General features: G+C 64.2%; 26 protein-coding genes. 17 read left to right on the top strand and 9 right to left on the bottom strand.

Annotation, left to right across the window (positions count from 1 at the left end):
* Window positions 1–6: 6 nt before the first annotated feature.
* The 6 genes from FJ946_RS07260 to FJ946_RS07285 all read left to right on the top strand — a co-directional run bounded on the left by FJ946_RS07260 (window position 7) and on the right by FJ946_RS07285 (window position 3,765).
* Entirely contained in the window at window positions 7–612 is a 606-nt protein-coding gene (locus FJ946_RS07260; protein WP_140563591.1) for a glutathione S-transferase family protein, read from the top strand.
* Window positions 609–1,181, top strand: coding sequence for an urease accessory protein UreE (gene ureE, locus FJ946_RS07265; RefSeq protein ID WP_140563593.1), 573 nt, complete (start codon window positions 609–611; stop codon window positions 1,179–1,181). Before FJ946_RS07260 ends, ureE begins: the two co-directional genes overlap by 4 nt.
* Complete coding sequence (locus FJ946_RS07270) at window positions 1,174–1,845, top strand: urease accessory protein UreF (protein ID WP_181167590.1); 672 nt, start codon at window positions 1,174–1,176, stop codon at window positions 1,843–1,845. Before ureE ends, FJ946_RS07270 begins: the two co-directional genes overlap by 8 nt.
* Window positions 1,842–2,282, top strand: coding sequence for a DUF3995 domain-containing protein (locus FJ946_RS07275; protein WP_140563595.1), 441 nt, complete (start codon window positions 1,842–1,844; stop codon window positions 2,280–2,282). Before FJ946_RS07270 ends, FJ946_RS07275 begins: the two co-directional genes overlap by 4 nt.
* Window positions 2,279–2,920, top strand: a complete 642-nt coding sequence (ureG, locus tag FJ946_RS07280; RefSeq protein WP_140563597.1) for an urease accessory protein UreG — start codon at window positions 2,279–2,281, stop codon at window positions 2,918–2,920. Before FJ946_RS07275 ends, ureG begins: the two co-directional genes overlap by 4 nt.
* A 77-nt stretch (window positions 2,921–2,997) precedes the next feature.
* Window positions 2,998–3,765, top strand: a complete 768-nt coding sequence (locus FJ946_RS07285) for a class II aldolase and adducin N-terminal domain-containing protein (protein ID WP_140524180.1) — start codon at window positions 2,998–3,000, stop codon at window positions 3,763–3,765.
* Between the two features lie 3 nt (window positions 3,766–3,768).
* Here the strand turns inward: FJ946_RS07285 and FJ946_RS07290 are convergent, their stop codons facing one another.
* Entirely contained in the window at window positions 3,769–4,401 is a 633-nt protein-coding gene (locus FJ946_RS07290; RefSeq protein ID WP_140524182.1) for an HAD family phosphatase, read from the bottom strand.
* Window positions 4,402–4,655: 254 nt separating this feature from the next.
* On the opposite strand from FJ946_RS07290, the gene FJ946_RS07295 reads away from it, so the two are divergent.
* Window positions 4,656–5,615 carry a sugar-binding transcriptional regulator gene (locus FJ946_RS07295; protein ID WP_140491340.1) on the top strand — a complete coding sequence of 320 codons (960 nt, stop codon included), beginning with the start codon at window positions 4,656–4,658 and terminating at the stop codon, window positions 5,613–5,615.
* Window positions 5,616–5,662: 47 nt separating this feature from the next.
* On the opposite strand, the gene FJ946_RS31085 is transcribed toward FJ946_RS07295, so the two are convergent.
* Complete coding sequence (locus FJ946_RS31085) at window positions 5,663–5,848, bottom strand: hypothetical protein (RefSeq protein ID WP_140493424.1); 186 nt, start codon at window positions 5,846–5,848, stop codon at window positions 5,663–5,665.
* 110 nt (window positions 5,849–5,958) lie between these two features.
* Between FJ946_RS31085 and gcvA the strand changes: the two genes are divergently transcribed.
* From gcvA to FJ946_RS07345, 9 genes are all read left to right on the top strand, one after another.
* Window positions 5,959–6,864 (top strand): transcriptional regulator GcvA, encoded by a 906-nt coding sequence (gene gcvA, locus FJ946_RS07305; protein WP_140563599.1) that lies wholly within the window; start codon window positions 5,959–5,961, stop codon window positions 6,862–6,864.
* A 212-nt stretch (window positions 6,865–7,076) separates the two neighbouring features.
* Window positions 7,077–8,387: a sugar ABC transporter substrate-binding protein gene (locus FJ946_RS07310; RefSeq protein WP_140563601.1), complete on the top strand. Its 1,311-nt coding sequence runs from the start codon at window positions 7,077–7,079 to the stop codon at window positions 8,385–8,387.
* A 125-nt stretch (window positions 8,388–8,512) separates the two neighbouring features.
* Window positions 8,513–9,385, top strand: coding sequence for a sugar ABC transporter permease (locus tag FJ946_RS07315; RefSeq protein ID WP_140491346.1), 873 nt, complete (start codon window positions 8,513–8,515; stop codon window positions 9,383–9,385).
* Window positions 9,386–9,396: 11 nt separating this feature from the next.
* Window positions 9,397–10,221, top strand: coding sequence for a carbohydrate ABC transporter permease (locus FJ946_RS07320; RefSeq protein ID WP_140491348.1), 825 nt, complete (start codon window positions 9,397–9,399; stop codon window positions 10,219–10,221).
* 63 nt (window positions 10,222–10,284) lie between these two features.
* Window positions 10,285–11,289 (top strand): ABC transporter ATP-binding protein, encoded by a 1,005-nt coding sequence (locus FJ946_RS07325; protein ID WP_140551584.1) that lies wholly within the window; start codon window positions 10,285–10,287, stop codon window positions 11,287–11,289.
* Window positions 11,286–12,056, top strand: coding sequence for an L-iditol 2-dehydrogenase (locus FJ946_RS07330; protein ID WP_140563603.1), 771 nt, complete (start codon window positions 11,286–11,288; stop codon window positions 12,054–12,056). The genes FJ946_RS07325 and FJ946_RS07330 overlap by 4 nt, the downstream gene beginning before the upstream one ends.
* 160 nt (window positions 12,057–12,216) lie before the next feature.
* Entirely contained in the window at window positions 12,217–13,695 is a 1,479-nt protein-coding gene (locus tag FJ946_RS07335; protein WP_140563605.1) for a mannitol dehydrogenase family protein, read from the top strand.
* A gap of 9 nt (window positions 13,696–13,704) precedes the next feature.
* The gene (locus FJ946_RS07340; protein WP_140563607.1) at window positions 13,705–14,388 is read left to right on the top strand and encodes an HAD family hydrolase; all 684 of its coding nucleotides are present in this window, start codon (window positions 13,705–13,707) and stop codon (window positions 14,386–14,388) included.
* Window positions 14,385–15,971: an FGGY-family carbohydrate kinase gene (locus FJ946_RS07345; protein ID WP_140563609.1), complete on the top strand. Its 1,587-nt coding sequence runs from the start codon at window positions 14,385–14,387 to the stop codon at window positions 15,969–15,971. The genes FJ946_RS07340 and FJ946_RS07345 overlap by 4 nt, the downstream gene beginning before the upstream one ends.
* An 8-nt stretch (window positions 15,972–15,979) precedes the next feature.
* Here FJ946_RS07345 and ugpC read toward each other — a convergent pair whose 3' ends face one another.
* The 6 genes from ugpC to FJ946_RS07375 all read right to left on the bottom strand — a co-directional run bounded on the left by ugpC (window position 15,980) and on the right by FJ946_RS07375 (window position 22,409).
* Complete coding sequence (gene ugpC / locus FJ946_RS07350) at window positions 15,980–17,068, bottom strand: sn-glycerol-3-phosphate ABC transporter ATP-binding protein UgpC (RefSeq protein WP_140559028.1); 1,089 nt, start codon at window positions 17,066–17,068, stop codon at window positions 15,980–15,982.
* A 2-nt stretch (window positions 17,069–17,070) separates the two neighbouring features.
* Complete coding sequence (locus FJ946_RS07355) at window positions 17,071–18,117, bottom strand: NAD(P)-dependent alcohol dehydrogenase (protein WP_140563611.1); 1,047 nt, start codon at window positions 18,115–18,117, stop codon at window positions 17,071–17,073.
* 15 nt (window positions 18,118–18,132) lie between these two features.
* Window positions 18,133–18,945 carry a carbohydrate ABC transporter permease gene (locus tag FJ946_RS07360; RefSeq protein WP_140559032.1) on the bottom strand — a complete coding sequence of 271 codons (813 nt, stop codon included), beginning with the start codon at window positions 18,943–18,945 and terminating at the stop codon, window positions 18,133–18,135.
* 11 nt (window positions 18,946–18,956) lie between these two features.
* Window positions 18,957–19,823 carry a sugar ABC transporter permease gene (locus tag FJ946_RS07365; protein ID WP_140563613.1) on the bottom strand — a complete coding sequence of 289 codons (867 nt, stop codon included), beginning with the start codon at window positions 19,821–19,823 and terminating at the stop codon, window positions 18,957–18,959.
* Window positions 19,824–19,977: 154 nt separating this feature from the next.
* Window positions 19,978–21,249: an extracellular solute-binding protein gene (locus tag FJ946_RS07370; protein WP_140563615.1), complete on the bottom strand. Its 1,272-nt coding sequence runs from the start codon at window positions 21,247–21,249 to the stop codon at window positions 19,978–19,980.
* A gap of 242 nt (window positions 21,250–21,491) precedes the next feature.
* Window positions 21,492–22,409: an AraC family transcriptional regulator gene (locus FJ946_RS07375; RefSeq protein WP_140563617.1), complete on the bottom strand. Its 918-nt coding sequence runs from the start codon at window positions 22,407–22,409 to the stop codon at window positions 21,492–21,494.
* A 254-nt stretch (window positions 22,410–22,663) separates the two neighbouring features.
* Between FJ946_RS07375 and FJ946_RS07380 the strand changes: the two genes are divergently transcribed.
* Entirely contained in the window at window positions 22,664–24,067 is a 1,404-nt protein-coding gene (locus tag FJ946_RS07380) for an MATE family efflux transporter (RefSeq protein WP_140524197.1), read from the top strand.
* 48 nt (window positions 24,068–24,115) lie between these two features.
* On the opposite strand, the gene speB is transcribed toward FJ946_RS07380, so the two are convergent.
* Window positions 24,116–25,171: an agmatinase gene (speB, locus tag FJ946_RS07385; RefSeq protein WP_140491375.1), complete on the bottom strand. Its 1,056-nt coding sequence runs from the start codon at window positions 25,169–25,171 to the stop codon at window positions 24,116–24,118.
* Window positions 25,172–25,263: the final 92 nt, after the last annotated feature.

Raw genomic sequence — 25,263 nt, forward strand, 5'->3', positions numbered from 1 at the left:
TCAACCATGTACAAGGCCGTCGGATCGCGTGGATCCCGGGTCAGCCGTGTTCTGTGGATGCTCGAAGAACTCGGACAGGCCTATGAATTCGTCGAAATTCCCCTGCGCTCGCCCGAAGCCTATGCGCTCAACCCCTCGGGCAAGGTGCCGATCCTGATCGACGGCGAGCTGACGCTGACGGATTCGGCGGCGATCTGCGTCTATCTCGCCGATAAGCACGCGGACAAGGGCATGGGCGCCAATCCCGGCCTCGCCGGCCGCGCCGAGATGGATTCCTGGATGCATTTCGCCCAGAGCGAGTTCGAGGCGCCGCTGTGGAACAAATTGCGCCACCGCTTCCTGCTGCCCAGGGAAATCCGCGTCGATGTCGGCCCCGCGGCCGCCTATGATTTCGCCTCGGAGGTCAAGGCGCTGGAGCGGCGGCTTGGCGACAAGCCGTTCGCGCTCGGCGACCGGTTCTCGGCTGTCGACGTGCTGCTCGGCGACATGGGCGGCTGGGCCAGAGCCGGCCGCTTTCCAATAGAATCCGAACGCGTCAACGCCTATTTCGACCGCGTGCTTTCACGCCCTGCCCGTGCCCGGGCGCAAGCCAATGGCGGAGCCATGAAATGAAGCTCAACCTCAACACCGACTTCACGAAGTTCCCGCGCGCCATCTCGGTGCTGACCTCCGGCAATGCCGGCACCACGGCGCCATCCGGCCGCGCGGTTCTTGCCCATGATGAGCGGCATCTGCGCCGCCGGGCGATCGAATTGTCCGATGGCAGCAAGGTACTGGTCGACCTGCCGGAGCCCGTCACCCTCAACGACGGCGACAGGCTGGTGCTGGAAGACGGCCGCCATGTCGAGATCATCGCGGCGCCGGAGGAGGTCTACGATATCCGCGCCCGCGACGCCGTGCATCTGGCCGAGCTTGCCTGGCATATCGGCAACCGCCATCTCGCGGCGGCGATAGAGGCGGAGCGCATCCTCATCCTGCGCGATCATGTCATCAAGGCGATGCTGGAGGGGCTCGGGGCCACGGTGAGCGAGGTTTCCGAACCGTTCAAACCGGTGCGGGGCGCCTATTCCGGCGGCCATGACCACGGCCATGCGCACGCCCACAGCCACGCCGAAGCGCATTCACACAGCCATTCGCATTCGCACGACCATCACGATCATCACGATGATCATCATGACTGACCAGCCATCCGGCATCGCCCTGCTGCGATTGATGGCATGGCTGTCGCCGGTCTTTCCGGTCGGCGGCTTTTCCTACAGCCATGGCCTCGAACGCGCCGTGCATGATGGGCTGGTGACCGATGCGGCGGGCCTCGCCGCATGGCTTGAAACGCTGGTCGAGATGGGCTCCGCCTGGAACGATGCCGTGCTGTTCGCCGAGAGCTGGCGCAAAGCCCGCGAAGGCGGCGATCCGGCCGAAGTCGCCGCACTGGCCGAGGCGTTGGCCGGGTCGCGCGAACGCCATGCCGAGACCATGCTGCAAGGTGCGGCTTTCCTCAAAGCGGCCGCCGCCTGGCCCTCCCCCGTGCTGGAGCGCTTGCCCGCCGATTGTGCGTACTGCGTCGCCGTCGGCGCTGTTGCCGGCGGCAATGGTATCGCGCTTCAGGACGCGCTGTCCGCCTTCCTGCAGGCCTTCTTCTCCAACCTCGTCCAGGCCGCGATCCGGCTGGGCGTCATCGGACAAAGCGGCGCGACCAGTTTGCTCGCCGGCTTCGAGCCGCTGGCCCTTGCGACCGCCGCCCGCGCATCCCGCTCGACATTGGATGATCTCGGCGGTTGCGCCTTTGTCTCTGATATCGTGGCGATGCAGCACGAAACCCAGTATTCGCGATTGTTCCGCTCATGATCGTCCTTGCCTTCGTCCTCTCATTCGTCCTGCTGGTGATCACCGCGTTGCACGTTTATTGGGGCATTGGCGGGATATGGCCGGGCAAGGATGCGGCGTCCTGCGCGCATGCGGTCGTCGGCTTTCGCGGCGTCGACGAGATGCCGGCGCCGTTCGCCTGCTTTGCCGTCGCCGCCTGCCTGGCGCTGGCAACGCTCTGGCCGATGGCTCTGGAGGGTGTGTTTGCCTCGCCCTTTCCCAGGGAAGGCCTCGCCGCCACCGCGCTGCTGATCGGGCTGGTGTTTCTCGGACGCGGCATTGCCGGCTTCACGCCCCGGTGGCGCCGGCTGGCACCGGAACAGCCTTTCGCGCGGCTCGATAGGAGCCTTTATTCGCCGCTGTGCCTGCTGATCGGGCTCGGCTTCGCAGTTCTCGCCATCACGGAGTTCCCGACATGACGCAGCCCAACGGTCCCTTTCGCATCGGCATTGGCGGCCCCGTCGGTTCGGGCAAGACGACGCTCACCGAGAAACTGTGCAAGGCGCTGCGTGAGGAATTCTCCATCGCCGTCGTCACCAACGACATCTACACAAGGGAAGACGCCATGATGCTGGCGCGGCTGCAGGCGCTGCCGGAAGAGCGCATCGTCGGCGTCGAGACCGGCGGCTGCCCGCACACCGCCATCCGCGAGGACGCCTCGATCAATCTGCAGGCGATCGCGGAGCTCAACCGCAAATTCCCCGATCTCGACATCATCTTCATCGAATCCGGCGGCGACAACCTTGCCGCCACCTTCTCGCCGGATCTCGCCGATCTCACGCTCTATGTCATCTCCGTCTGCCAGGGCGAGGAGATCCCGCGGAAAGGCGGTCCGGCGATCACCCGTTCCGATTTCCTGATCATCAACAAGAGCGACCTGGCGCCCTATGTGAACGTCAATCTCGACGTGATGGAGAGCGACGCCACCCGCATGCGCGGCAAGCGGCCGTTCGGCTTCACCGACCTGTCGCGCGGCAAGGGGTTGCGGGAGGTGATCGATTTCATCGTCGAGCATGGCGGCTTGAGGCTCGGGACCGCCGCAAGCACGGCGGCGTGAGCCGGCTGCACCAACCGAAACCGGTTGCGGGCACAAGCAGGGCACGGCATTGTTCCTAAAACCCGGAGGATTTTTCGATGAGCATCGCCCGCCTGCAAAAGGAACCGCTGACCAACCTGCCCTTCTACGAGGAGCGCGTCGATCTTGCCTGCGCCTTCCGCTGGACGGCGCGGCTCAACATGCACGAGGCGGTGGCCAACCATTTCTCGCTGGCGGTCAACGAGGACGGCACAAAATTCCTGATGAACCCCAATCAGGTGCACTTCTCGCGCATCAAGGCGAGCGACCTTTTGATGATCGACGCCAACGATCCCGAGACGCTGTCCGGCCCGAATGCGCCCGACCCGACGGCGTGGGGCCTGCACGGCGCCATCCACCGCAACGTCCGCCATGCGCGCTGCGTCATGCATGTGCATTCCATCCACGCCACCGTGCTGGCCTCGCTCGCCGATTCTAGGCTGCCGCCGATCGACCAGAATTCGGCGATGTTCTTCAACCGCCACGTCGTCGACGCCCATTATGGCGGTCTGGCCTTCGAGGAAGAGGGCGAGCGCTGCTCGCAGCTCCTGACCGACCCCAAGGTCAAGGTAATGGTGATGGGCAATCACGGCGTGCTGGTCATCGGCGACACGGTGGCCGACGCCTTCAATCGCATGTTCTATTTCGAACGCGCCGCCGAGACCTACATCAAGGCGCTGTGGACAGGGCGGCCGCTACGCACGCTTTCCGACGCCATCGCCGAGAAGGCGGCAAGCGAAATGGACGACTATCCCGGCCAGGCCGAGCGGCATCTCAGCGAGCTGAAGGCGATCCTCGACGAGCAGGAGCCGGTCTACCGGAACTGAGGTTTAAAGCCCCAGTTCAGCCCGCAATTCCTCGGCGCTGTTGATGACCACCGCACCGGGCGGGCCGTCCATCGGTTTTTCCGGCCAGAAGATCGTCTTCATGCCTGCCGCCAGCCCCGCCATGGCGCCCGGCCAGCTGTCGTCGACCGCCACCGCGTGCGCGGGATCGACATCGGCCAGATAGGCGGCGCGCAGGAACGGCTCGGCTTGCGGCTTCCCTTCGCGCACGTCGTTGCGGCTGATGGTCTTCATGCCTGGATAGATCAGGCCGACCATGTGCAGATTGGCGTCGACGATCATGCGGTCGGAATTCGAGACCACGGCTTGCTGCACGCCAAGCGCGCGCAATTCGTTGAATATCTCGATCGCACCGGGGCGCGGCTTCAATGTCGCGACAAGCGGCAGATAATGCTCGTATTTATGGACGATCCACTCGTCGAAGGGCAGATCCAGGCCGAACTCGTCGCGCATCATCAGGTAGACCGGCCAGGCAGCGACCCCGAGAACGCGCTCATGCAGGTCGGGCGGAGGCTGAAGGCCGACATTGCGCATCGCCGCCACCAGGGCTGCTTCGTGCAGCGGTTCGCTGTCGACCAGCGTGCCGTCCATGTCCCAAAAAACCGCTTTCGGTGTCATGCAACGCTCCTTTTGGCGTTCCCTTAAAGGGTTTACCCCGCGAGATAAACCATCCGGACGGCAGAACGTGCCACCTGTCGGAACGGAAATCCCCCTTTTGCCTGCCGTGGAATCCCCAGGCCGACGATGATCCGGCCGATCCCTCGCCCGCAGAAGCAAGCAATTGCCCTGGCGATTGACAATTGCGCAGCGCGCTGTTCCCTGCGAAAGTAGGCGCGACCGCTTCCATGACCGGCGGTTTCGGGAGGCAGGACGTGAACAACCGGCAGGAGGGCGGCAGCAACAGGTTGGACGATGCCGCGCGCGCGGGCTGGCTCTATTACGTTGCCGGCAACACGCAGGACCAGATCGCCGCCACGCTCGGCATCTCCAGACAGACGGCGCAGCGGCTGGTGTCGCTGGCAGTGTCGGAAGGCCTGATCAAGGTGCGCGTCGACCATCCGATCGCCAACTGCCTCGACCTCGCCGCCCGCCTGAAATCGCGCTTCGCGCTCGACCTGGTGGAGGTGGTGCCGAGCGACCCGACCTCATCATCGACGACGATCGGCATCGCCGAGGCGGCGGCAGCGGAAATTGAGAGGCGACTGAGATCGCCGGCCCCGATCGTGCTGGCGATCGGCACCGGCCGTACGCTGAAGGCGGCGATCGAGCAACTGCCGCCGATGGAGTGCCCACAGCACAAGGTGGTGTCCCTGACCGGCAATATCTCGCCCGACGGTTCGGCCGCTTTCTACAACGTCATCTTCACCATGGCCGACAGGGTCAAGGCGCGGTCGTTCCCGATGCCGTTGCCGGTCATCGCCTCCTCGCCGCAGGAGCGCGAGATGCTGCTCAGCCAGCCGATGATCCAGCCGACGCTGGCGCTCGCCGCGGAGGCCGACGTCACCTTCGTCGGCATCGGCGACCTCGGCCCGAAGGCGCCGCTCTATGAGGACGGCTTCATTTCCGACGCCGAGCTGAAGGCGCTACAGAAGGCCGGCGGCGTCGCCGAAATCGTCGGCTGGGTGTTCGATCGCGACGGCCGCATGATCGAGGGCATCACCAACGACCGGGTGTCGTCGGCGGCCCTGCCGTCACGCGAGAAGTCGCTGGTCATCGCGCTCGCCATGGGTGAACGCAAGCTGCCGGGCATCCTGGCGGCCGTGAACCGCCGGCTGGTCAACGGCCTCATCACCGACGAACGAACCGCCGCCGCCCTGCTGGCGAGCGGGTGAGCCAAAAGCCTCGAAGCAACATCGATTTGCGATAAAATCCGGGCCTGCTATCCATGCCGTCCGAAAGGATCGTTGCCGTCGAGGAAGCCAAGGTCCCGCTGCAGGTGCGGCGACAGGTCCCTGATGTCGAGATGCGCCTTTTTCCTGGTCGCGAACCAGCCGAATCCGTCCGCAAGCCATGAAATCCAGCGATGATCCGGAGCGGGAGTGCATTTTTGCTGCGCCATGGTCATGATCGTCAACCTTCGCTATCTTCAACCCGAGTGACGGGCTGAGGATGAATGTCGGTCTTGCCGGCCGCCTTTGCCAATCGAACGTCGATAAGGACCCATAAGGAGGCTTTATGCCGGATCTCAGCTCGCGACAGGTTGCGCAGCTTCCGCCGCTGCAGGCGATCCGGGTGTTCGAAGCGGTGGCTCGGCATCTGTCCTTCACCAAAGCGGCCGAGGAACTGGCGATGACGCAGGCAGCGGTCAGCTATCAGATCAAGGTGCTGGAGGAGCGGGTCGGCGCGCCGCTTTTCCTGCGCCGGCCGCGACAGATCGAGCTCACCGAAGCCGGACAGCGCCTGGCGCCGGCGGTCAGCGAGGCCTTCGCCTTACTCGGGCAGGCCTATGCGGCGGCGCGCGGCGGGGCGGACGGTCTGCTGTGCGTCACCACGGTGCTGACCTTTGCCTCCAACTGGCTGGCGCATCATCTGGGTTCGTTCCAGATCGCGCATCCCGCCCTTGCCGTGCGGCTCGACACATCCAGCCGCCTGACCGATTTCGCCCGCGAGGATGTCGACCTTGCCATCCGCTCGGGCGGCGGCAAATGGCCGGGACTGGAGGCCTACAAGCTGCTCGACGCCGATTTCACGCCGATGCTGAGCCCCAAGCTCGCCGCGAGCATCGGCGGCGTCAAGGAACCGGCCGATCTGCTCAAGCTGCCTATCCTCGATCCCGGCGACATCTGGTGGACGCAATGGTTCGAGGCCGCGGGCGTGCAAAGCCATGACCTTGCCAAGCGCCCCGGCAGCAGCATGGGCGCGCAGGCCTATGAGGCCAATGCGGCCATCGCAGGCCATGGCGTGGCGGTCCTGACCAGGGCGCTGTTCAAGGCGGAACTCGCCGACGGCCGCCTGATCCAGCCCTTCGACCTGGTCGGCGACGACGGCCACGCCTACTGGCTGGTCTATCCGGAGGCGCGCCGCAACGTGCCGAAGATCCGCGCTTTCCGCGACTGGATCCTGGCCGAGATCGCCTGCTGACCGGCTAACTCCAGGATCAAAACCGCGCTCCATCCAGATCGCCGTTGTCGCCCGGTCCGCGCCTGCGGGACGGCCATTTGCAACGCGCCAGGTCGGCGCTCCTCCATCGAGTGTGCGCTGCACCATCGAATCTGGCTTGACATAATTCATTCTTAGTGAGTAATTGCTCACAGCCAAGGCAAATGCTCATCTTGGTCCATGGGAGGAATTTGATGAAACTTCGTACGCTCATCCTGGGCTTGTGCTCGGCCAGCGCGCTCGCGTTCGCGGCACATGCCGAATCCATCACCATCGCCACCGTCAACAATGGCGATATGGTCCGCATGCAGAAGCTGACCGACGACTTCACCAAGGCGAACCCCAACATCCAGCTCAACTGGGTGACGCTGGAAGAGAACGTGCTGCGCGAGCGCGTGACCACCGACATCGCCACCAAGGGCGGCCAGTATGACGTGATGACCATCGGCACCTACGAGGTCCCGATCTGGGCCAAGCAGAGCTGGCTGTTGCCGCTCGACAAGCTCGGCGACGACTACGACGCCAAGGACATCATCCCGGCGATCGCCGGCGGCCTCTCGGTCGACGGCAAGCTTTATGCCGCGCCCTTCTACGGCGAAAGCTCCTTCGTCATGTACCGCAAGGACCTGATGGAGAAGGCAGGGCTGAAGATGCCCGACGCGCCGACCTGGGACTTCATCAAGCAGGCCGCCGACAAGATGACCGACCGCGCCAATGGCGTGAACGGCGTGTGCCTGCGCGGCAAGGCCGGCTGGGGCGAGAACATGGCCTTCCTGACCGCCATGTCGAACTCCTTCGGCGCGCGCTGGTTCGACGAGAACTGGAAGCCGCAATTCGACCAGCCCGAATGGAAGAACACCTTGCAGTTCTATGTCGACCTGATGAAGGCCGACGGGCCGGAGGGCGCGTCCTCCAACGGCTTCAACGAGAATTTGGCGCTGTTCCAGCAGGGCAAGTGCGGCATGTGGATCGACGCCACCGTCGCCGCCTCCTTCGTCTCCGATCCCAAGGCCTCGCAGGTCGCCGACAAGGTCGGTTACGCACTGGCGCCTGACAATGGGCTCGGCAAGCGCGGCAACTGGCTGTGGGCGTGGTCGCTGGCCATTCCCGCCGGCACGCAGAAGGCCGATGCCGCCGAGAAGTTCGTGTCATGGGCAACCAGCAAGCACTATGCAGAACTGGTCGCCTCGAAGGAAGGCTGGGCCAACGTCCCTCCGGGAACGCGCTCCTCGCTCTACGCCAATCCAGAGTACCAGAAGGCGGCTCCGTTCGCCAAGATGACGCTGGACTCCATCAATGCCGCCGACCCGACGCATCCGACCGTCAAGCCGGTGCCCTATGTCGGCGTGCAGTTCGTCGCCATCCCCGAATTCCAGGGCCTCGGCACCACCGTCGGCCAGCTGTTCTCGGCAGCCCTTGCCGGCCAGTCGAGCGTCGACGACGCGCTGAAGCAGGCCCAGGACGCCGCAACCGCGGCGATGACCGAGGGCGGCTACATCCAGTAAGGCTCCTCCCGGTGCCTAAGGCCGGTCGCCGACCATGGCCGGCAACGGCCGCCCGAAACCCAGTTCGGGCGGCCACTTCCCGACAGCTCGAGAAAATTCCGTCCGATCCTTGAAGGGTGACCGTCATGGCTACTCAGCAGACCCGTTCGCTTGCCCGTTTCATGATGGCGCCATCCGTCGTCCTGCTGCTCGTCTGGATGGTCGTTCCGCTGGCGCTCACGCTCTGGTTCTCCTTCCAGCAGTACAATCCGCTCAATCCGATCCGCGACGGCTTCGTCGGCTTCTCCAATTACGCGTTGTTCTATTCCAACCCGGCCTTCCTGCAATCGATCCTGAACACGCTGCTGATCGTCGTCAGCGTGCTTGTGATCACCGTGGTCGGAGGCATCCTGCTGGCGCTTTTGATCGACCAGCCGATGTGGGGCCAGGGCATCGTGCGCATCCTCGTCATCTCGCCGTTCTTCGTCATGCCGCCGGTGGCGGCACTGGTCTGGAAGAACATGATCATGCATCCGCAATACGGCGTCTTCGCCGACATAGCGCGGTTCTTCGGCCTCCAGCCCATAGACTGGTTCGGACAATATCCGCTGACCGCCATCATCATCATCGTCGCCTGGCAGTGGCTGCCTTTCGCGACGCTCATTCTTTTGACTTCGCTTCAGTCGCTGGACGGCGAGCAGAAGGAAGCCGCCGAGATGGACGGCGCCGGCTTCATCAGCCGCTTCATCTACCTGACGCTGCCGCACATGTCGCGCGCGATCACCGTCGTCATCCTGATCCAGACGATCTTCCTGCTTTCGGTCTATGCCGAGATCCTCGTCACCACCAATGGCGGCCCGGGATACGCCTCCACCAACCTGCCCTTCCTGGTCTACCAGAAGGCGCTGCTCGAATTCAAAATCGGCCAGGCCTCCGCCGGCGGCATCATCGCGGTCATTCTCGCCAACATCGTCGCCTTCTTCGCCATGCGCGCCGTCGGCAAGAACCTGGACAGATAAGGGAGGAAAAGATGGCACGCGCAGTCACAACCCGGCACAAGACGATCGCGACGGCTGCCGCCTGGATCGTCGCCTTGCTGATCTTCTTCCCGATCCTCTACACGATCATCACCTCGTTCAAGTCGGAACAGGAGGCGATCCAGGGCTTCAACCTGATCCCGTCCGGGACCTTCGAGAGCTATTCCGAGGTCCAGGCGCAGAACGGCTATTTCAAGTTCTTCCTGAACTCGGTGCTGCTCTCGGTCGGCTCGACCATCCTGGCCCTGCTGGTCGCCATTCCGGCGGCCTGGTCGATGGCGTTCTCGCCGACCAAGCGGACCAAGGACATTTTGATGTGGATGCTGTCCACCAAGATGATGCCGGCCGTGGCCGTGCTGTTTCCGATCTACCTGATCTTCCGCGACACCGGCCTGCTCGACAGCCGCATCGGCCTGATGGTGATGCTGATGCTGATCAACCTGCCGATCGTGGTGTGGATGCTCTACACCTATTTCCGCGAAATCCCCGGCGAGATCCTGGAAGCGGCGCGCATGGACGGCGCCTCGCTGTGGAACGAGATCATCTATGTGCTCACACCCATGGCGGTGCCGGGCATCGCCTCGACCATGCTGCTCAACATCATCCTGGCCTGGAACGAAGCGTTCTGGACGATCCGGCTGACCACGACGGAAGCAGCACCCTTGACCGCCTTCATCAGCTCCTTCTCCAGCCCGCAAGGCCTGTTCTGGGCGAAGCTCTCGGCCGCCTCGACGCTGGCGATCGCGCCGATCCTGATCATGGGCTGGTTCAGCCAGAAGCAACTGGTGCGCGGCCTGACCTTCGGTGCGGTGAAGTAGGGGCGGCGCCGTGAAGTAGCAGCGTGCGCCAGGCGGCGGACGGAAATCCACCGGGAGGAAAGCATGGGAAATATCACGCTCAAGAACGTCTCGAAATCCTTCGGCTCGACGTCGATCATTCCGAACATCGATCTCGTCATCGAGGACGGCGAGTTCGTCGTCTTCGTCGGCCCGTCGGGCTGCGGCAAGTCCACGCTGCTGCGCCTGATCGCCGGCCTGGAGGACACCAGCGGCGGCACCATCAACATTGACGGTCGCGACGTCACCGGCGAGGCGCCGGCCAAGCGCAAGCTTGCCATGGTGTTCCAGTCCTATGCGCTCTACCCGCACATGACGGTGGCCAAGAACATCGCCTTTCCGCTGAAGATGGCGGGCGAGGACCAGGCGACCATCGACAGGAAGGTGAAGGACGCCGCGCGCGTGCTCAACCTCACCAATTATCTGGAGCGCCGCCCCGGCCAGCTTTCCGGCGGCCAGCGCCAGCGCGTCGCCATCGGCCGCGCCATCGTGCGCCAGCCTTCGGCCTTCCTGTTCGATGAACCCCTATCCAACCTCGACGCGGCGCTGCGCGGAACGATGCGGCTGGAGATCAGCGAACTGCACCACCAGCTCAAGACGACGATGATCTACGTCACCCACGACCAGGTCGAGGCGATGACCATGGCCGACAAGATCGTCGTGCTGAATGCTGGAAATGTCGAGCAGGTTGGCTCGCCGATGGAGCTCTACAAGACGCCGAAGAACCTGTTCGTCGCCGGCTTCATCGGCTCGCCGAAAATGAACCTGATCGAAGGCGCCCCGGCGGCGAAGTACGGCGCCAAGACCATCGGCATCCGGCCCGAGCACATGGCGATCTCGACCACGGCGGGCGATTGGAAGGCAACAGTCGGTGTCGCCGAACACCTGGGATCCGACACCTTCCTGCATGTCCAGGCCGACGGTGTCGGCCCGCTGACGGTGCGCGCCGACGGCGAACTCAGCGTCCACCATGGCGACAGCATTTATCTCACCCCCGACAAGGCCAAGCTGCATCGCTTCGGCCCCGACGGCAAGGCATTGGCGCCGTGAGGCTGAAAGGCAAATCGGCGCTGATCACCGGGTCGGCGCGCGGCATCGGCAAGGCCTTCGCCGAAGCCTATGCCCGTGAGGGCGCTATCGTGGCGATTGCCGACATTGACCTCGAGGCTGCGCAAAAGACGGCCGCCGGGATCGGCGGCAAGGCCTACGCGGTGAAGCTCGACGTCACGGACCAGGCCTCCATCGATGCCGCGGTGCAGGCGGTGGAAACCAGGACCGGCGGCCTGGACATACTGATCAACAACGCCGCGATCTTCGACCTTGCGCCGATCGTCGAGATCTCGCGGGCGAGCTATGAAAAACTGTTCTCGGTCAATGTCGCCGGCACGCTGTTCATGCTGCAGGCGGCGGCGCGCTCGATGATCACGCGGGGAAAGGGCGGCAGGATCATCAACATGGCGAGCCAGGCCGGGCGGCGCGGCGAAGCGCTGGTCGCGGTCTACTGCGCCAGCAAGGCGGCGGTCATTTCACTGACCCAGTCGGCCGGGCTCGACCTGATCAAGCACGGCATCAACGTCAACGGCATCGCGCCTGGCGTCGTCGACAGCGACATGTGGGACCAGGTCGACGCGCTGTTCGCCAAATACGAAAACCGGCCCAAGGGCGAAAAGAAAAGACTGGTCGGCGAAGGCGTGCCTTACGGCCGCATGGGCAGACCGGAGGACCTCGCCGGCATGGCCGTGTTCCTGGCCAGCGACGAAGCCGAATATATCGTCGCCCAGACCTACAATGTCGATGGCGGCCAGTGGATGAGTTGAGGCGGGGGCGGCCTCTTCTCCCCGTGCCTCCGCGGGGAGAAGAGGCCAACATCAAGGTGGCGGCCGCATCGCTTCGGAAGGCATGTGCCGCTTCCTACCCTCTCCCGGTGAAGGGGAGAGAAGGGTAACGAAGGCCGCAACCCGGCCAAAGGGTAAACAGATGACCGTGAAACTCTCTTCCGCCAATCTCGCCAACCTGCCCGCCAGGGTCGCAGGTCCGAAATACGACCGCGCAGCGCTGAAGGCCGGCATCGTGCATTTCGGCGTCGGCAACTTCCATCGCTCGCACCAGGCCGTCTATCTCGACGAGCTGTTCAATTCGGGCGTCGGCCACGACTGGGCGCTGGTCGGCGCCGGCGTGTTCGAGGGCGAGAAGATCGGCCGCGGCAAACTGGAAGAGCAGGACTGGCTGACGACGGTGGTCGAGCAGGACGAGGGTCATATGAGCGCCCGCGTCACCGGCGCCATGATCGACTTCCTGACGCCGGGCGATGCCGCCGCCATCATCGAACGGCTGGCCGATCCGGCGATCAAGATCGTGTCGCTGACCATCACCGAAGGCGGCTATTTCATCGATCCTGCCTCCGGCGTGTTCAACCCGACGCATCCCGATATCGTCGCCGATGCGCAGCCGGGCGCGACGCCGAAGACCGTGTTCGGCATCATCCTCGCCGGCCTGGTGCGGCGGCGCGGCGATGGCATCGCACCGTTCACGGTGATGTCCTGCGACAACATTCCCCACAACGGCCATGTCACGTCGGATGGCGTCATCGGGTTGGCCCGCCTGATCGACGAGGATCTGGCGGCCTGGGTCGGCGGCAATGTCGCTTTCCCGAACGCGATGGTCGACCGCATCACGCCGGCCACGTCGGACCGCGAACGCGCGATCCTGGCCAAGGATTTCGGCGTCGAGGACAATTGGCCTGTCTTTTGCGAACCCTTCCGGCAATGGGTGCTGGAAGACCATTTCACCGACGGCCGGCCGCCGCTTGAAAAGGTCGGTGTGCAGTTCGTCAAAGACGTCGCGCCCTACGAGCTGATGAAGATCCGCATCCTCAATGGCGGCCATGCCACCATCGCCTATCCGGCCGGGCTGATGGACATCCATTTCGTGCATGAGGCGATGCAGGAGCCGCTGGTGCGCGGCTTTCTCGACAAGCTCGAGCATGACGAAATCATCCCGACTGTGCCGCCGGTGCCGGACACGGTCCTGGAGGATTATTACCAGCTCATCGAAAAGCGCTTTTCCAACCCCAAGATCGGCGACACGGTGCGCCGGCTCTGTCTCGACGGTTCCAATCGCCAGCCGAAATTCATCATCCCGACCATCGCCGACCGCTTGAAGGCGGGAAAGAGCGTCGCCGGCCTGGCACTGGAATCGGCGCTGTGGTGCCGCTACTGCTTCGGCACGACGGACAGCGGCGCGGTCATCGAGCCCAACGATCCGAACTGGGACCGCTTGCAGGCGGCGGCAAAGGCGGCAAAGGACGCGCCCGCCGCCTGGCTTGCGATGGAAGACATCTATGGCGATGTCGGGCGCGCCACCGCGTTCGTCGAGGCTTTCGCGCATGCATTAAACCTGCTGTGGACGGATGGCACGCGCACCACGCTGACGCGCTACCTCGCCGGCAAGCTCTGAAACGGGACCATGGCGCCGGAACTGGTCATCTTCGACTGCGACGGCGTGCTGGTGGACAGCGAGGCGCTGTCCGTCTCGGCACTGCTCGGCATGATCGCGCTTGCCGGCGGCAGTATCGGCGAGGATACGGCCTACGAGCATTTCCTCGGCAAGAGCATGAAAAGCGTGTGCGAGATCCTCGCCCGCGACTTCGGCCTGCCCATCACCGATCAGCACCTGACCATGATGCGCGTCGAATTGATGCGCAAATTCCGCGAGGAGCTGAAGCCGATCGCCGGCGTCAAGGAAGTGCTGCCGAGGCTAGGCTTGCCGTTTTGCGTCGCCTCGTCCGGCACGCTCGACCGCATCCGCTACGCGCTCGACGTCACCGGATTGCTCGGATTGATGGAGCCGCATCTGTTCAGTGCCGGCATGGTGGCCAGGGGCAAGCCGGCGCCCGACCTGTTCCTTCATGCCGCCGCCTCGATGCGGGCGCATCCGCGCAAATGCCTTGTGATCGAGGACAGCCCCGCCGGCGTCGCGGCGGCGCGGGCGGCTGATATGCGCGTGTTCGCCTTCACCGGCGGCGCGCATGCCGGCAACCCTGCCCTGAAAGCGCGGCTTGCGTCGAGTGAGCCGGACTTTATATTCGCTGACATGCTGCAATTGCCCGATCTGATTGCAGGCCTGGGAGCGAGAGACAGAGCATCTTGACGAAACAGTTCGTTTGCGCGGTCGATGTCGGCACCGGGAGCGCCCGCGCGGGCATTCTCGACACCAGTGGCACCTTGCTCGGCCGCGCCGAGCACCCGATCGCCATGCACCAGCCGAAGGCCGATCACGCCGAGCATGATTCGCGCGATATCTGGTCAGCCGTGTGCGCCGCGGTGCGTGCGGCCCGCGAAAAATCCGGTGTTGCCGCCGAGGACATTGCCGGCATTTCCTTCGATGCCACCTGCTCGCTGGTCGTGCGCGACAGGCAAGGCGGCCAGCTCAGCGTTTCGGTGACCGGAGAGGAGCGCTGGGATACCATCGTCTGGCTCGATCACCGCGCCATCGCCGAGGCCGACGAATGCACGGCGAGCGGCCATGAGGTGCTCAACTATATCGGCGGCGTCATGTCGCCGGAAATGGCGACGCCGAAGCTGATGTGGCTGAAGCGAAACCTGCCGAAGACCTGGAATAAAGCCGGCTATCTATTCGACCTTACCGACTTCCTGACCTGGCAGGCAACGGGGTCGCTGGCCCGCTCGCAGTGCACGCTGACCGCCAAATGGACCTATCTGGCGCACCGGGAACCCGCATGGCAGCGCGATTTCTTCGAACTCGTCGGCCTCGGCGACCTCTTCGAGCACGGCAATCTGCCCGAAAGGGCCAGTCCGGTCGGCGCTTACATCGGCTCTTTGAGCGCGCAAGCAGCGGCGGAGCTCGGCCTGACGGAGACATGCCGGGTCGGCGCCGGGGTGATCGATGCCTATGCCGGTGCGCTTGGCGTGCTCGGCGGGTTTGCCGGCGACGAGCGGAATATCGGCCGTCATTTGGCGCTGATCGCCGGCACATCCTCCTGCGTCATGGCGATGTCACCCGATCCGCAGCCCTTCGCAGGGGTCTGGGGGCCATACTACGGCGCCGCGCTACCGAAGCTGTGGCTGTCGGAGGGCGGCCAGTCGGCCACCGGCGCCCTGCTCGACCACATCATCCGCTGGCACGGCGCGGGCGGCGAGCCGAACGCGGCCATGCATGCGAGGATTGCAAGCCGCGTCGCCGAGCTGCGCACGGCGGAGGGCGACGCCCTTGCCGGCCGGCTGCATGTGCTGCCCGACTTTCACGGCAACCGCTCGCCGCTCGCCGATCCACATGCGGTCGGCGTGGTCAGCGGACTTACGCTGGATTCCTCCTTCGACAGCCTGTGCCGGCTTTACTGGCGCACCGCCGTCGGCATCGCGCTCGGCGTGCGCCACGTGCTGGAAGCGCTGAACGAGAATGGCTATCTGATCGACACGCTGCATGTCACCGGCGGCCACACCAAAAATCCGCTCTTGATGGAACTCTATGCCGACGCCACCGGCTGCACGGTGGTCGAGCCGCTGGCCGACGAGGCGGTGCTGCTCGGCACAGGCATGGTGGCGGCGACCGCCGCCGGGCTTTTCCCCGACCTCAACGCGGCCTGTCTTGCCATGCAGCAGGGCGGCAGGACCCGCGCCGCCAACCCGGCCGCCGGCGCCCGCTTCGATCGCGACTACCGGATTTTCCTGAAGATGCACCGGCAACGCCAGGCGCTCGACGCGATCCAGTAGAACGCGCCTTACCGTGTCAACAAGGATAGGCCGGACTTGGCATCGAACAGGTGCATATCCGATTCGTCAAACGTATAGCGGACATCGCTGCGGATAGTTGGGCAGACGCGGCTGGGAACGAGTGCGCTGATCTCCTTGCCGCCAAGAGCGAATGTCACCAGTGCATCGTTGCCATGAAACTCGATGAGATCGGCCGTTCCCGCCAGGAAATTTCCGGCGCTGCCGGGGGTCGCGGGCTTGAGATCCGGAGGCCTGATGCCAAGCACCGCCTGCTCGCCATGTTGTAGCTTGAAGCGCGAGCCGTCGAGGGTGAAGACAGTTCCGCCATTGGTCAGCGTCCAGCCATTTTCTTTCCGGGCCACCGTCAAATCGATGAAATTCATGTTCGGCGTGCCGATGAAGCCGGCAACGAACAGATTGCCCGGCCGCTCGTAGATTTCCGCCGGCGAGCCGACCTGCTCGATGACGCCGTCCTTGAGCAGCACGATGCGGTCGGCGAGCGTCATCGCTTCGAGCTGGTCATGGGTGACATAGACGGTGGTGGTCTTCAGCGACTGGTGCAGCCGCGCGATCTCGACGCGCATGTGGTTGCGCAGCTTGGCGTCGAGATTGGACAGCGGCTCGTCGAACAGGAAGACTTTCGGCGTCTTGATCATGGCGCGCGCGATCGCCACGCGCTGCTGCTGGCCGCCGGAAAGCTCGGCCGGCTTGCGGCCGAGATAGGGTTCCAGCCCGAGCGTCCTCGACACCGCTTCGACCCGCTTCTGGATCTCGGCCGCCGGCACTTTCTGGCGCCGCAGCCCGAAGGCGATGTTGTCGAAGATCGTCATGTGCGGGTAAAGGGCATAGTTCTGGAACACCATGGCGATGCCGCGGTCGCCCGGATCGAGATCGTTGACTACCTTGCCGCCGATCGAGACCTCGCCGCCGCTGATGTCCTCCAGCCCCGCCAACATGCGCAGCAAGGTCGACTTGCCACAGCCGGACGGGCCGAGGAACACGACGAACTCGTGCTCCTCGATCGAGAGATTGAGGTCGCGGATGACCGTCGTGGTGCCATAGGCCTTGTCGACATGGGAACAGGTGATCGCGGACATGGTCAGCCCTTTTTGCCGCTGAGCAGGATCTGCAGCTTGACGTCCTGCGGGTGCGCTGCCGCCGCCCGCTCGAAAGCCTCGATGCTGTCGGAGAAATCATAGGTGCCAGTGATCAGCGGCTTGAGATCGACCTTGCCGGAGGCGATGAGCTGCAAAGCGCGGTCGAAAATGTTGGCATAGCGGAACACGGTTTCGATGCGCACTTCCTTCGATATGGCCGCCGGCACGTTGAGCGACACCGGCTCCACCGGCAGCCCGACGAGCACCACCGCGCCGCCAGGGCGCACGACATCGAACAGATTGGCGAACGCCTTGGGGCTGCCGCTGGCCTCGAAGACGATGTCCGCGCCCCAATTGTCGGTCGCCTCCGCCACCGCCTCGGCCAATGACTGCTCGCCGATGTTGACCGGAACGACGCCGGGATAGCGCCCGGCAATTTCGAGCTTGGGCGCGGAGAAGTCGGAAATCAGCACTTTCGAGCAACCACCGGCCAGGGCGGCCAGCGCTATCATGATGCCGATCGGGCCACAGCCGACGACAGCCGCCACGTCACCCGGAACGATGCGCGCGCGCGCCGCCGCCTGCATGCCGATGGCGAAAGGTTCGACCATCGCGCCTTCGGCGAAGGAGACGTTGTCGGGCAGCCTGTAGGTGAACGCCGCCGGATGCACGGCTTGCGGCGCCAGAATGCCGTGCACCGGCGGCGTCGCCCAGAAGGTGACGTCCGGGTCGACATTGTAGATGCCGAGCTTGGTTGCCCGCGACGACAGATTCGGTACGCCTGGTTCCATGCAGACGCGATCGCCGACCTTTAGCGTCCGGACATTGGCGCCGATCTCGACGATCGTTCCGGACGCTTCGTGGCCGAGTACCATCGGCGCGCGCACGACATAGCTGCCGATGGCGCCATGGGTGTAATAATGCACGTCGCTACCGCAGACGCCGACCGTGTGGATGGCGATCCTGACGTCGTGCGGCCCGACTTCGAGCGGCAACGCAATTTCGCGCAGCGACAGCTCGCCCTTTTTCTCAAGCACCAGTGCCCGCATCGTGTCGTCCTCGCTTCAAGTCTTTTTTTGCCGGAAAACGGAATTCAGGAAGCCGCTGAGCACGCCGAGAAACAACAGCGGCGGCAGCGACAAAAGCACGACCGAGGCGTTCAGGATTCCCCACGGCACATTCATGCCTTGCTGGGAGAGTTCCGAGGCGACGATCGGCAAGGTCTTGGCATTGGAGCTCGACAGCATCAGCGCGATCAGGAACTCGTTCCAGACCAGCACGAAACTGAAAGCCACCGCGCCGATCAGCGAGCGCGCCGCGACCGGCAGCGCGACCCTCCAGAACACCGAATAGGCGCCGTAGCCATCGACGAAGGCGGCTTCCTCGACCTCCTTCGGCACGGCCTGGAAGGCGGGAATGGCGAGCCACATGATCACCGAGATGGTGAGCAGGCAATAGGTGACGATCAGCGCGGCGAGCGTGTCGTAAAGCCCGAGCTGCAGCCAGATCACCATCAGCGGGATGGCGACCGCCACCGGCGGCAGGAAGCGAAGCGACAAAACGAAGAACTGGATGTCGCCGGCCCAGCGGTTCGGGTAGCGCGCCACCGCGTAAGCCGCCGGCAGGCCGAGCACCACGCCGATCAGTACCGCGCAGCCGCAGGCGACGACCGAATTGTAGAGGCCGGTCATGACGCTGTCGCGGCCGACGATATAGCTGATGTTAGCCAGCGTCGGCGTGAACACCAGGCGCGGGACGCGGGTGATGATGTCGACATTGTTCTTCAGCGAATTGAGCGCCGTCCACAGCAAAGGAAACACGGCCATGAAGCCTGCAAACGCCAGCACGGTCTTGCCGATCAGGCGGCCGGGTCTCATGCGATATGGTCTCATGCCTGCGCCCGCTTCCAGAGCATGGTGAAGGTGATGACCGTGGCGATCATCATCAGCACCGCCATCGCCGAGGCGTAGGAGACCTTGCCGGACTCGATGAAGCCTTGCGAGAAGGCGTACATGTCGAGCGTTTCGGTCGCCACGCCCGGACCGCCGCGGGTCATCACATAGATCAGGTCGAAGGAGCGCAGCGACTCGATCATCTTGACGAACATTAGGCTGACCAGCGGCGCCTTGAGCATCGGCAAGGTCACATAGGCGTGGATCTGCCAGCGTTTGGCATGGTCGAGCCGGGCCGCCTCGATCGGCTGCGGCGGCAGCGTTTCCAGGAGCTTCAGCACGATGACGGCGAAGAACAGGCCCCATTGCCAGACGTCGACCGAAGCGACGGCGAACAGCGCCGTCGACGGCTTGGACAGCGGATCGAAGATCAGCCCGCCGGTCAGCAGCCGGTAGGGGTAAGTGGCGATGCCGTAGAGCGGATGGTAGGCGAACTTCCAGACGAAGGCCGCCGAGACGCGCGGCAGCAGGACCGGGATGATGAACAGCAGGCAATAGACGTTGCGAAGGCGCGGCGAGGCGACCTCGAACATCAGGACGCCCAGTCCGATGGCGACCGTCATCGTCGCGATAACCGTGACGAATTCCCATTTCACCGACACCCAGACGGCGTTGAGAAAGCGGCGGTCGACGAACAGGTCGGCGAAATTCGAGAGCCAGACATAGGAATAGGCTGTCGAGCTGAGTTCACGGTTCTGCAGGGCGATGACGACCGCGTAGAGCGTCGGCACCATCGACAGCACCAGAAGGATGACGAGTGTCGGCACGACGAAGGTGACCGGCAGGGATGAGCGTCGCGGCATCTGTCTAACCTCTGCTGCGTCTCGAACGATTGAGCATGACTGACCTTTCGCGCGAAGGCTGGCTCAAACCGCAATGATGAACCAAGACCTGCGGCGCACAGGTTCCGGCGCTCCACCGAATGCCGTGGACCGCGCGCCGCAGGGGGAGGATGGCTTATTTCTTCACCAGCTCGTTGGCATAAGCCTCGAGTTCGTTTAGGCCGCCCTTGATATCGGTGCGGGTGCCGGTGACCAGTTCCTCGAGGATGATGCCCCAGCGGTCGCCGAGATCGGGCCAGCGCGGGTCCTGCCAGAAATTGACCGCCGTGACCTTGCCGGTTTCGGCCAGTGCCTGGCCGAGATCGGCGCCGTAAATATCGGCGAATTCCTTGCTGGCCAGGATGCTGGTGCGGTTCAGCTCGCCGAACTGGTGGGCGTCGAGCCGGCGCTTCTCGTTTTCCTTCGATGTTGCCCAGGCGATGAACAGGCCGGCGCATTTCTTCGACGCGTCGTCGGCATTGGCCTTCGTCGCGATGGCGAGGCCATGGCCGTAACCGCCGCCCGGCAGTGGCGACGGCGGCGGCATGAAGCCGATGTTGCCGACGACCTGCGAGGTCTTCGGATCGACCGCCATGCCCGACAGCGGCGTCGATTCGACCAGGATCGCGACCTGGCCCGACAGGAAGGCGCCGGTCGATTCATCCCAGCTGCCGGTCTGCGTGCCGGGCGCCGAATCCTTGAACAGTTTCAGGTAGGTCTCGGTCGCCTTGACCGCGGCATCCGAATTGAAGGCCGGGTTGTCACCGTCGAACCACTGGCCGCCATAGGCCTTGAAGAAGGGCATCCAGCGCCAGACATTGGCGCCCGAACCGCGCGCGCCGCGCAGCGCGATGCCATACATGCCCTTGTCCGGATTGGTCAGCTTCGGCACGTCGGCGATCAGCTCGTCCAGCGTCTTCGGCGGCTGGATGCCGGCGGCCTCCAGCACGTCCTTGCGATAGACCATCAGGTCGCCGCCGCCGGTCAGCGGCGCGAACCAGACCTTGCCGTCATAGGTGGCGACCTTCTGGCGGCCGGGGTCGAAGTCGGCATAGTCGTAGTCGGCCGGATAGTAGTCGGCCAGCGGCACGATCCATTTCGAGGAAGCGAACAGCGCGACATTGGCTTCGTCGACATAGTAGACGTTGTAGTTGCCGACCGTGGACGCGTCGGCGCGCGATTTTGCCCGGCGGTCGTTCTCGTTGAGGTAATCGATCTGGAAGCCGGCGCCGGCAAGCTTCTCGAACTCGGCCTTGGAGTCCTCCAGAAGCGTCAGGCCGTCACGTGGCTGCGCCAGCACCTTGACCGGCGCCGAGCAGACCGGCGCCTGCGCTAAAGCGATGGTTGAAACGGTAGCGGAAAGCATGAAAGCTGCACCAAGGCTGGCAGCGAGCCGAATTGGTTTCATTATTTTCTCCTCCAGGAACACGTCGCAGGAAGCGGACGTCCTCGGGTTGCGCGATCCTCACCATCGCCCGAGCGACTTGCCACCCATCGCCAAAATGCGGAGTTGCAGCGGCTCGCGCTAGAAGCTCCGTTGCAGAAGACCTGTACTTTTATGCATTGTGCGACGCAAAAACCGGCATCCGGTTGCGCCCAATCTCACATGAGTATCGATCGGACTCGGGGGCGGTGGTTTTTAGGGCGTGCTTACGCGCGCATCGCCAGCCGCTGCCGCGACAGCTTGCGATAGGATGACGGCGTCATCTTGTGCTTGCGCATGAAGGCGCGGTTGAAATTGGAGATGTTCATATAGCCGACCTGGAAACAGATGTCGGTGATCGGAATATCGGTATCGGCCAGCAGCTTGCAGGCCTGCCACAGCCTCAGCTTGGCAAGGTGGTCACTGAAGGAATTGCCGGTGTTCTTCTGGAAGAAGCGCGAGAATGTGCTCTCGGTCATTCCCGCGAGCGCCGCCACATCAGGCAGCTTCAGATCCTCGGCGAAATGCTGGAACAGATAGGTCAGCGTGCGCTGGATGATGTCGAGCGAGGCGGCATCCAGAACCGGGGAGAAATCCGGCGAGGACAACAGCTCGTATTCGTCGGTCCTGGCGAGGAGATCGACGAGATTCAGGAACAGGCAGAACCTGGTTAGCCCGCTGGCCTCCCCCATCCGTTCCATCAGCTCGGCGCCTTCCAATGCCGTGCGGCCATGAAAAACCATACCGCGCAGCGACCGCTCCAGGAACGGCTCCAGTTCGCGCAGTTCGGGCAACAGGCCAGCCGAGCCGCGCAGCCTCTCGGCATCGAACTGGAGGACGATGTCGCGGCCTTCGATCAGCTCGCCCGGCTGCACCGCCGTCACCCAATCATGCGGCAGCCCGCCGCCGACGATGGTCAGATAACCCGGCCCGAACTCGCCGATGTGGTCGCCGACCAGCACGACGCCGGAAGATTTTCGCAAGAGGTGGATTTCGTACTCAGGATGGAAATTCCAGACATTGCGCTCCCAGGGATAGTCGTCCAGCCGCCACAGGAAACTGTCGCTCGCCTCGGTGACGATATGTTCGAAGGCCGGCGCCGTGCGCGGGATCGCGGCCGGATTTTTCCTGCGCCTGAACTGCATCCTTCCCTCCCGGCAATTCGCCGGCTGCTCATCTCTCTTGATGATCCGTAGCAGCCCCTGGCCGGCAAGGGAACGAGACGCAGGCATCTCCCTGAAATGCCGCTGGCTCAATCTCTTCCAGTGCCTCCTCCCTTGCCTTCATGTCGCATTTCGTTCAAGAGACGGCGCAAACGCCGCGAAACCGAAGGTTTTGCCGTTTGACACGCGGCTTCCGGCTTTTTGCCGACGCGCCGCGACCTTGAAAGAGCGGAACAATGTCTGCGATCGAAGCCGGCGCTCGCGCGCCGGAAAATCTTTGGCGTCAGGAAATCAGGGCGACGCTGGCGCTCGCCTGGCCGATGGTGCTGACCAATCTCGGCCAGACCGCCATGACGGCCACCGACGTCATGATGATGGGCAGGCTGGGGGCGGACACGCTCGCCAGCGGCGCGCTTGGCGCCAATCTCTATTTCATGCCGCTGATCTTCGGCCTGGGCCTGATGCTGGCGACCTCGCCAATGATGGCGACCGAGCTCGGCCGCCGCCGCCATTCGGTGCGCGACCTGCGCCGCACCGTGCGCCAGGGCCTGTGGCTGGCGATCCTCATCTGCATTCCGATCTGGATCTTTCTCTGGCACGGCGAGAACGTGCTGCTCGCCATGGGCCAGGAGCCCGCTCTGGCGCACAGCGCCGGCATCTACCTGCGCTGGCTGGAATGGGCGGTGCTGCCCTTCTACGGCTATATCGTGCTGCGTTCGTTCATCTCGGCGCTGGAGCGGCCGGGCTGGGCGCTGATCATCGTCTTCGTCGCCGTCGCCTGCAACGCGCTCTTCAACTGGGTGTTCATGTTCGGCAATCTCGGCGTCCCGGCCATGGGCATATCAGGCTCGGGCCTTGCCACCTCGCTGTCCTCAACGCTGATGTTCGTCGGCATGGCCGCCGTGGTGATGTGGGAGAAGAAGTTCAGGCGCTATCATCTGTTCGGCCGCTTCTGGCGGTCCGACTGGCCGCGCTTCAAGGGCCTGCTGCGGCTCGGCCTGCCGATCGCCGGCATCCTGGCTTTCGAGGTGACGATCTTCAACGCCGCGGCGCTGCTGATGGGCCTGATCGACGCGGATTCGCTTGCCGCGCACGCCATCGCCATCCAGATCGCGTCGATCTCCTTCATGGTGCCGCTCGGCCTAAACCAGGCGGTGACGGTGCGCGTCGGGCTTGCGCATGGCGCCGGCAATCCGGAAGGCGTCTCGCGCGCCGGCTGGACCGCCTTCGTCATCGGCGTCTCGTTCATGGCCCTGATGGGCCTGATAATGATCCTGTGGCCGCATCTCCTGATCAGCGCCTTCATCGACCTGGCCAATCCGGCCAATGCCAGGGTGATCACGCTTGCCGTATCGTTCCTGGTCTTCGCGGCCCTGTTCCAGGTCTTCGACGGCGCGCAAGCGGTTGCCGCCGGCATGCTGCGCGGCCTGCACGACACCAAGGTGCCGATGATCTATGCCGCGATCGGCTATTGGGGCGTCGGCCTGCCGCTGGGCGTGCTGCTCGCCTTCCCTTTCGGCTTCCATGGCGTCGGCATCTGGATCGGGCTGTCCAGCGGACTGGCGGTGGTGGCGGCGTTGCTTCTGGCGCGCTGGCTACGGCGGGATCGCCTCGCGCCGCCGCTGGTGTTCGAACACTGATGCAGAGGGCCGCCGGGTTGTCCGGTGGCCTTTCCGTCATTGTCGGCGTCAGCTGTTTTTGAGCGCCGGGCTGAACACCATCAGGCTCAGTATTTCGAACAGCACCTGGGCGCCGGCATGCGCGGTGTTGGTGGTCGCATCATATTGCGGCGCCACCTCGACCACGTCGCCGCCGACGATGTTGAGGCCTTTGAGGCCGCGCAGCAGTTCGAGCACTTCCCGAGTCGTCAGGCCGCCGACTTCCGGCGTGCCGGTGCCCGGCGCGAAGGCCGGATCGACGCTGTCGATGTCGAAGGAGACATAGGTCGGTCCGTCGCCGACTATTCTGCGCGCCTTCTCGATAATGGCGGGGATACCGAGGCCGGTCACCTCCTCGGCATGGATCACGGTCATGCCGGATTCGTAGGTGAACTCCCACAGATATTCGGCCGAGCCGCGGATGCCGATCTGGATGGTGCGCGTCGGGTCGAGCACGCCATCGAGCACCGCGTTGCGGAACGGGCCGCCATGGTGGAACTTGGTCATGTCGAACAAGCCGCTTGTATCGCAATGGGCGTCGATGTGGATGAGGCCGACCGGGGCCTTCTTGCCGACGGCCTTCAGGATCGGATGGCTGATCGAATGGTCGCCGCCGACCGACAATGGAATGACGCCGGCATCGACGATCTGGTTGGTGCGGCGCTCGATGTCCTCATGGCAGGTCTCGAGTCGGTAGCGGCTCTGGAACGGCACGTCGCCGATGTCGGCGACCCTGAGCTCATGCGTCGGTGCGCATTCCAGCACGTGATTGTAGGGGCCGATGCGCTCGATGGCGCGCAGCGCCCGCGGCCCGAAGCGGGAGCCCGGCCGGTTGGTGACGCCGAGATCCATCGGCACGCCTGTTATCGCCACCTGCAAATCGCCGAAATCCGGGTTGTCGGCCGATATTTCGCGATAGGGTGCGGCGAGGAAGGTGGGGATACCGGAATAGGGCGCCAGCCGCGTGCCTGACTTGGAGAATATCTTGTCGGCGACCTTGCGGAACTTCGGGTCGAACATCTCGCCGCCATGGCTCTCGCCATATTTGCGGCGCAACGCGTCGAGCTTGCCGCTGTCATAACCCATGTCGGTTTTCTCCTGTCTGTTTCTCCGGAGTGTCCGGTAGCGCTTTGGAAAAATCAATTGCGTTCGGACGGGTTGGCTGCCGCAGGTCTTTC

The sequence above is a fragment of the Mesorhizobium sp. B2-4-7 genome (assembly GCF_006442685.1).
Classification (GTDB): Bacteria; Pseudomonadota; Alphaproteobacteria; order Rhizobiales; family Rhizobiaceae; genus Mesorhizobium.

Excerpts from the sequence above, each read along its gene's own strand:
- FJ946_RS07260 (WP_140563591.1), top strand. The coding sequence starts at position 7 with ATGTACAAGGCCGTCGGATCGCGTGGATCCCGGGTCAGCCGTGTTCTG.
- ureE (WP_140563593.1), top strand. The coding sequence starts at position 609 with ATGAAGCTCAACCTCAACACCGACTTCACGAAGTTCCCGCGCGCCATC.
- FJ946_RS07270 (WP_181167590.1), top strand. The coding sequence starts at position 1,174 with ATGACTGACCAGCCATCCGGCATCGCCCTGCTGCGATTGATGGCATGG.
- FJ946_RS07275 (WP_140563595.1), top strand. The coding sequence starts at position 1,842 with ATGATCGTCCTTGCCTTCGTCCTCTCATTCGTCCTGCTGGTGATCACC.
- ureG (WP_140563597.1), top strand. The coding sequence starts at position 2,279 with ATGACGCAGCCCAACGGTCCCTTTCGCATCGGCATTGGCGGCCCCGTC.
- FJ946_RS07285 (WP_140524180.1), top strand. The coding sequence starts at position 2,998 with ATGAGCATCGCCCGCCTGCAAAAGGAACCGCTGACCAACCTGCCCTTC.
- FJ946_RS07290 (WP_140524182.1), bottom strand. The coding sequence starts at position 4,401 with ATGACACCGAAAGCGGTTTTTTGGGACATGGACGGCACGCTGGTCGAC.
- FJ946_RS31085 (WP_140493424.1), bottom strand. The coding sequence starts at position 5,848 with ATGACCATGGCGCAGCAAAAATGCACTCCCGCTCCGGATCATCGCTGG.
- gcvA (WP_140563599.1), top strand. The coding sequence starts at position 5,959 with ATGCCGGATCTCAGCTCGCGACAGGTTGCGCAGCTTCCGCCGCTGCAG.
- FJ946_RS07310 (WP_140563601.1), top strand. The coding sequence starts at position 7,077 with ATGAAACTTCGTACGCTCATCCTGGGCTTGTGCTCGGCCAGCGCGCTC.
- FJ946_RS07315 (WP_140491346.1), top strand. The coding sequence starts at position 8,513 with ATGGCTACTCAGCAGACCCGTTCGCTTGCCCGTTTCATGATGGCGCCA.
- FJ946_RS07320 (WP_140491348.1), top strand. The coding sequence starts at position 9,397 with ATGGCACGCGCAGTCACAACCCGGCACAAGACGATCGCGACGGCTGCC.
- FJ946_RS07325 (WP_140551584.1), top strand. The coding sequence starts at position 10,285 with ATGGGAAATATCACGCTCAAGAACGTCTCGAAATCCTTCGGCTCGACG.
- FJ946_RS07335 (WP_140563605.1), top strand. The coding sequence starts at position 12,217 with ATGACCGTGAAACTCTCTTCCGCCAATCTCGCCAACCTGCCCGCCAGG.
- FJ946_RS07340 (WP_140563607.1), top strand. The coding sequence starts at position 13,705 with ATGGCGCCGGAACTGGTCATCTTCGACTGCGACGGCGTGCTGGTGGAC.
- ugpC (WP_140559028.1), bottom strand. The coding sequence starts at position 17,068 with ATGTCCGCGATCACCTGTTCCCATGTCGACAAGGCCTATGGCACCACG.
- FJ946_RS07355 (WP_140563611.1), bottom strand. The coding sequence starts at position 18,117 with ATGCGGGCACTGGTGCTTGAGAAAAAGGGCGAGCTGTCGCTGCGCGAA.
- FJ946_RS07360 (WP_140559032.1), bottom strand. The coding sequence starts at position 18,945 with ATGAGACCCGGCCGCCTGATCGGCAAGACCGTGCTGGCGTTTGCAGGC.
- FJ946_RS07365 (WP_140563613.1), bottom strand. The coding sequence starts at position 19,823 with ATGCCGCGACGCTCATCCCTGCCGGTCACCTTCGTCGTGCCGACACTC.
- FJ946_RS07370 (WP_140563615.1), bottom strand. The coding sequence starts at position 21,249 with ATGAAACCAATTCGGCTCGCTGCCAGCCTTGGTGCAGCTTTCATGCTT.
- FJ946_RS07375 (WP_140563617.1), bottom strand. The coding sequence starts at position 22,409 with ATGCAGTTCAGGCGCAGGAAAAATCCGGCCGCGATCCCGCGCACGGCG.
- FJ946_RS07380 (WP_140524197.1), top strand. The coding sequence starts at position 22,664 with ATGTCTGCGATCGAAGCCGGCGCTCGCGCGCCGGAAAATCTTTGGCGT.
- speB (WP_140491375.1), bottom strand. The coding sequence starts at position 25,171 with ATGGGTTATGACAGCGGCAAGCTCGACGCGTTGCGCCGCAAATATGGC.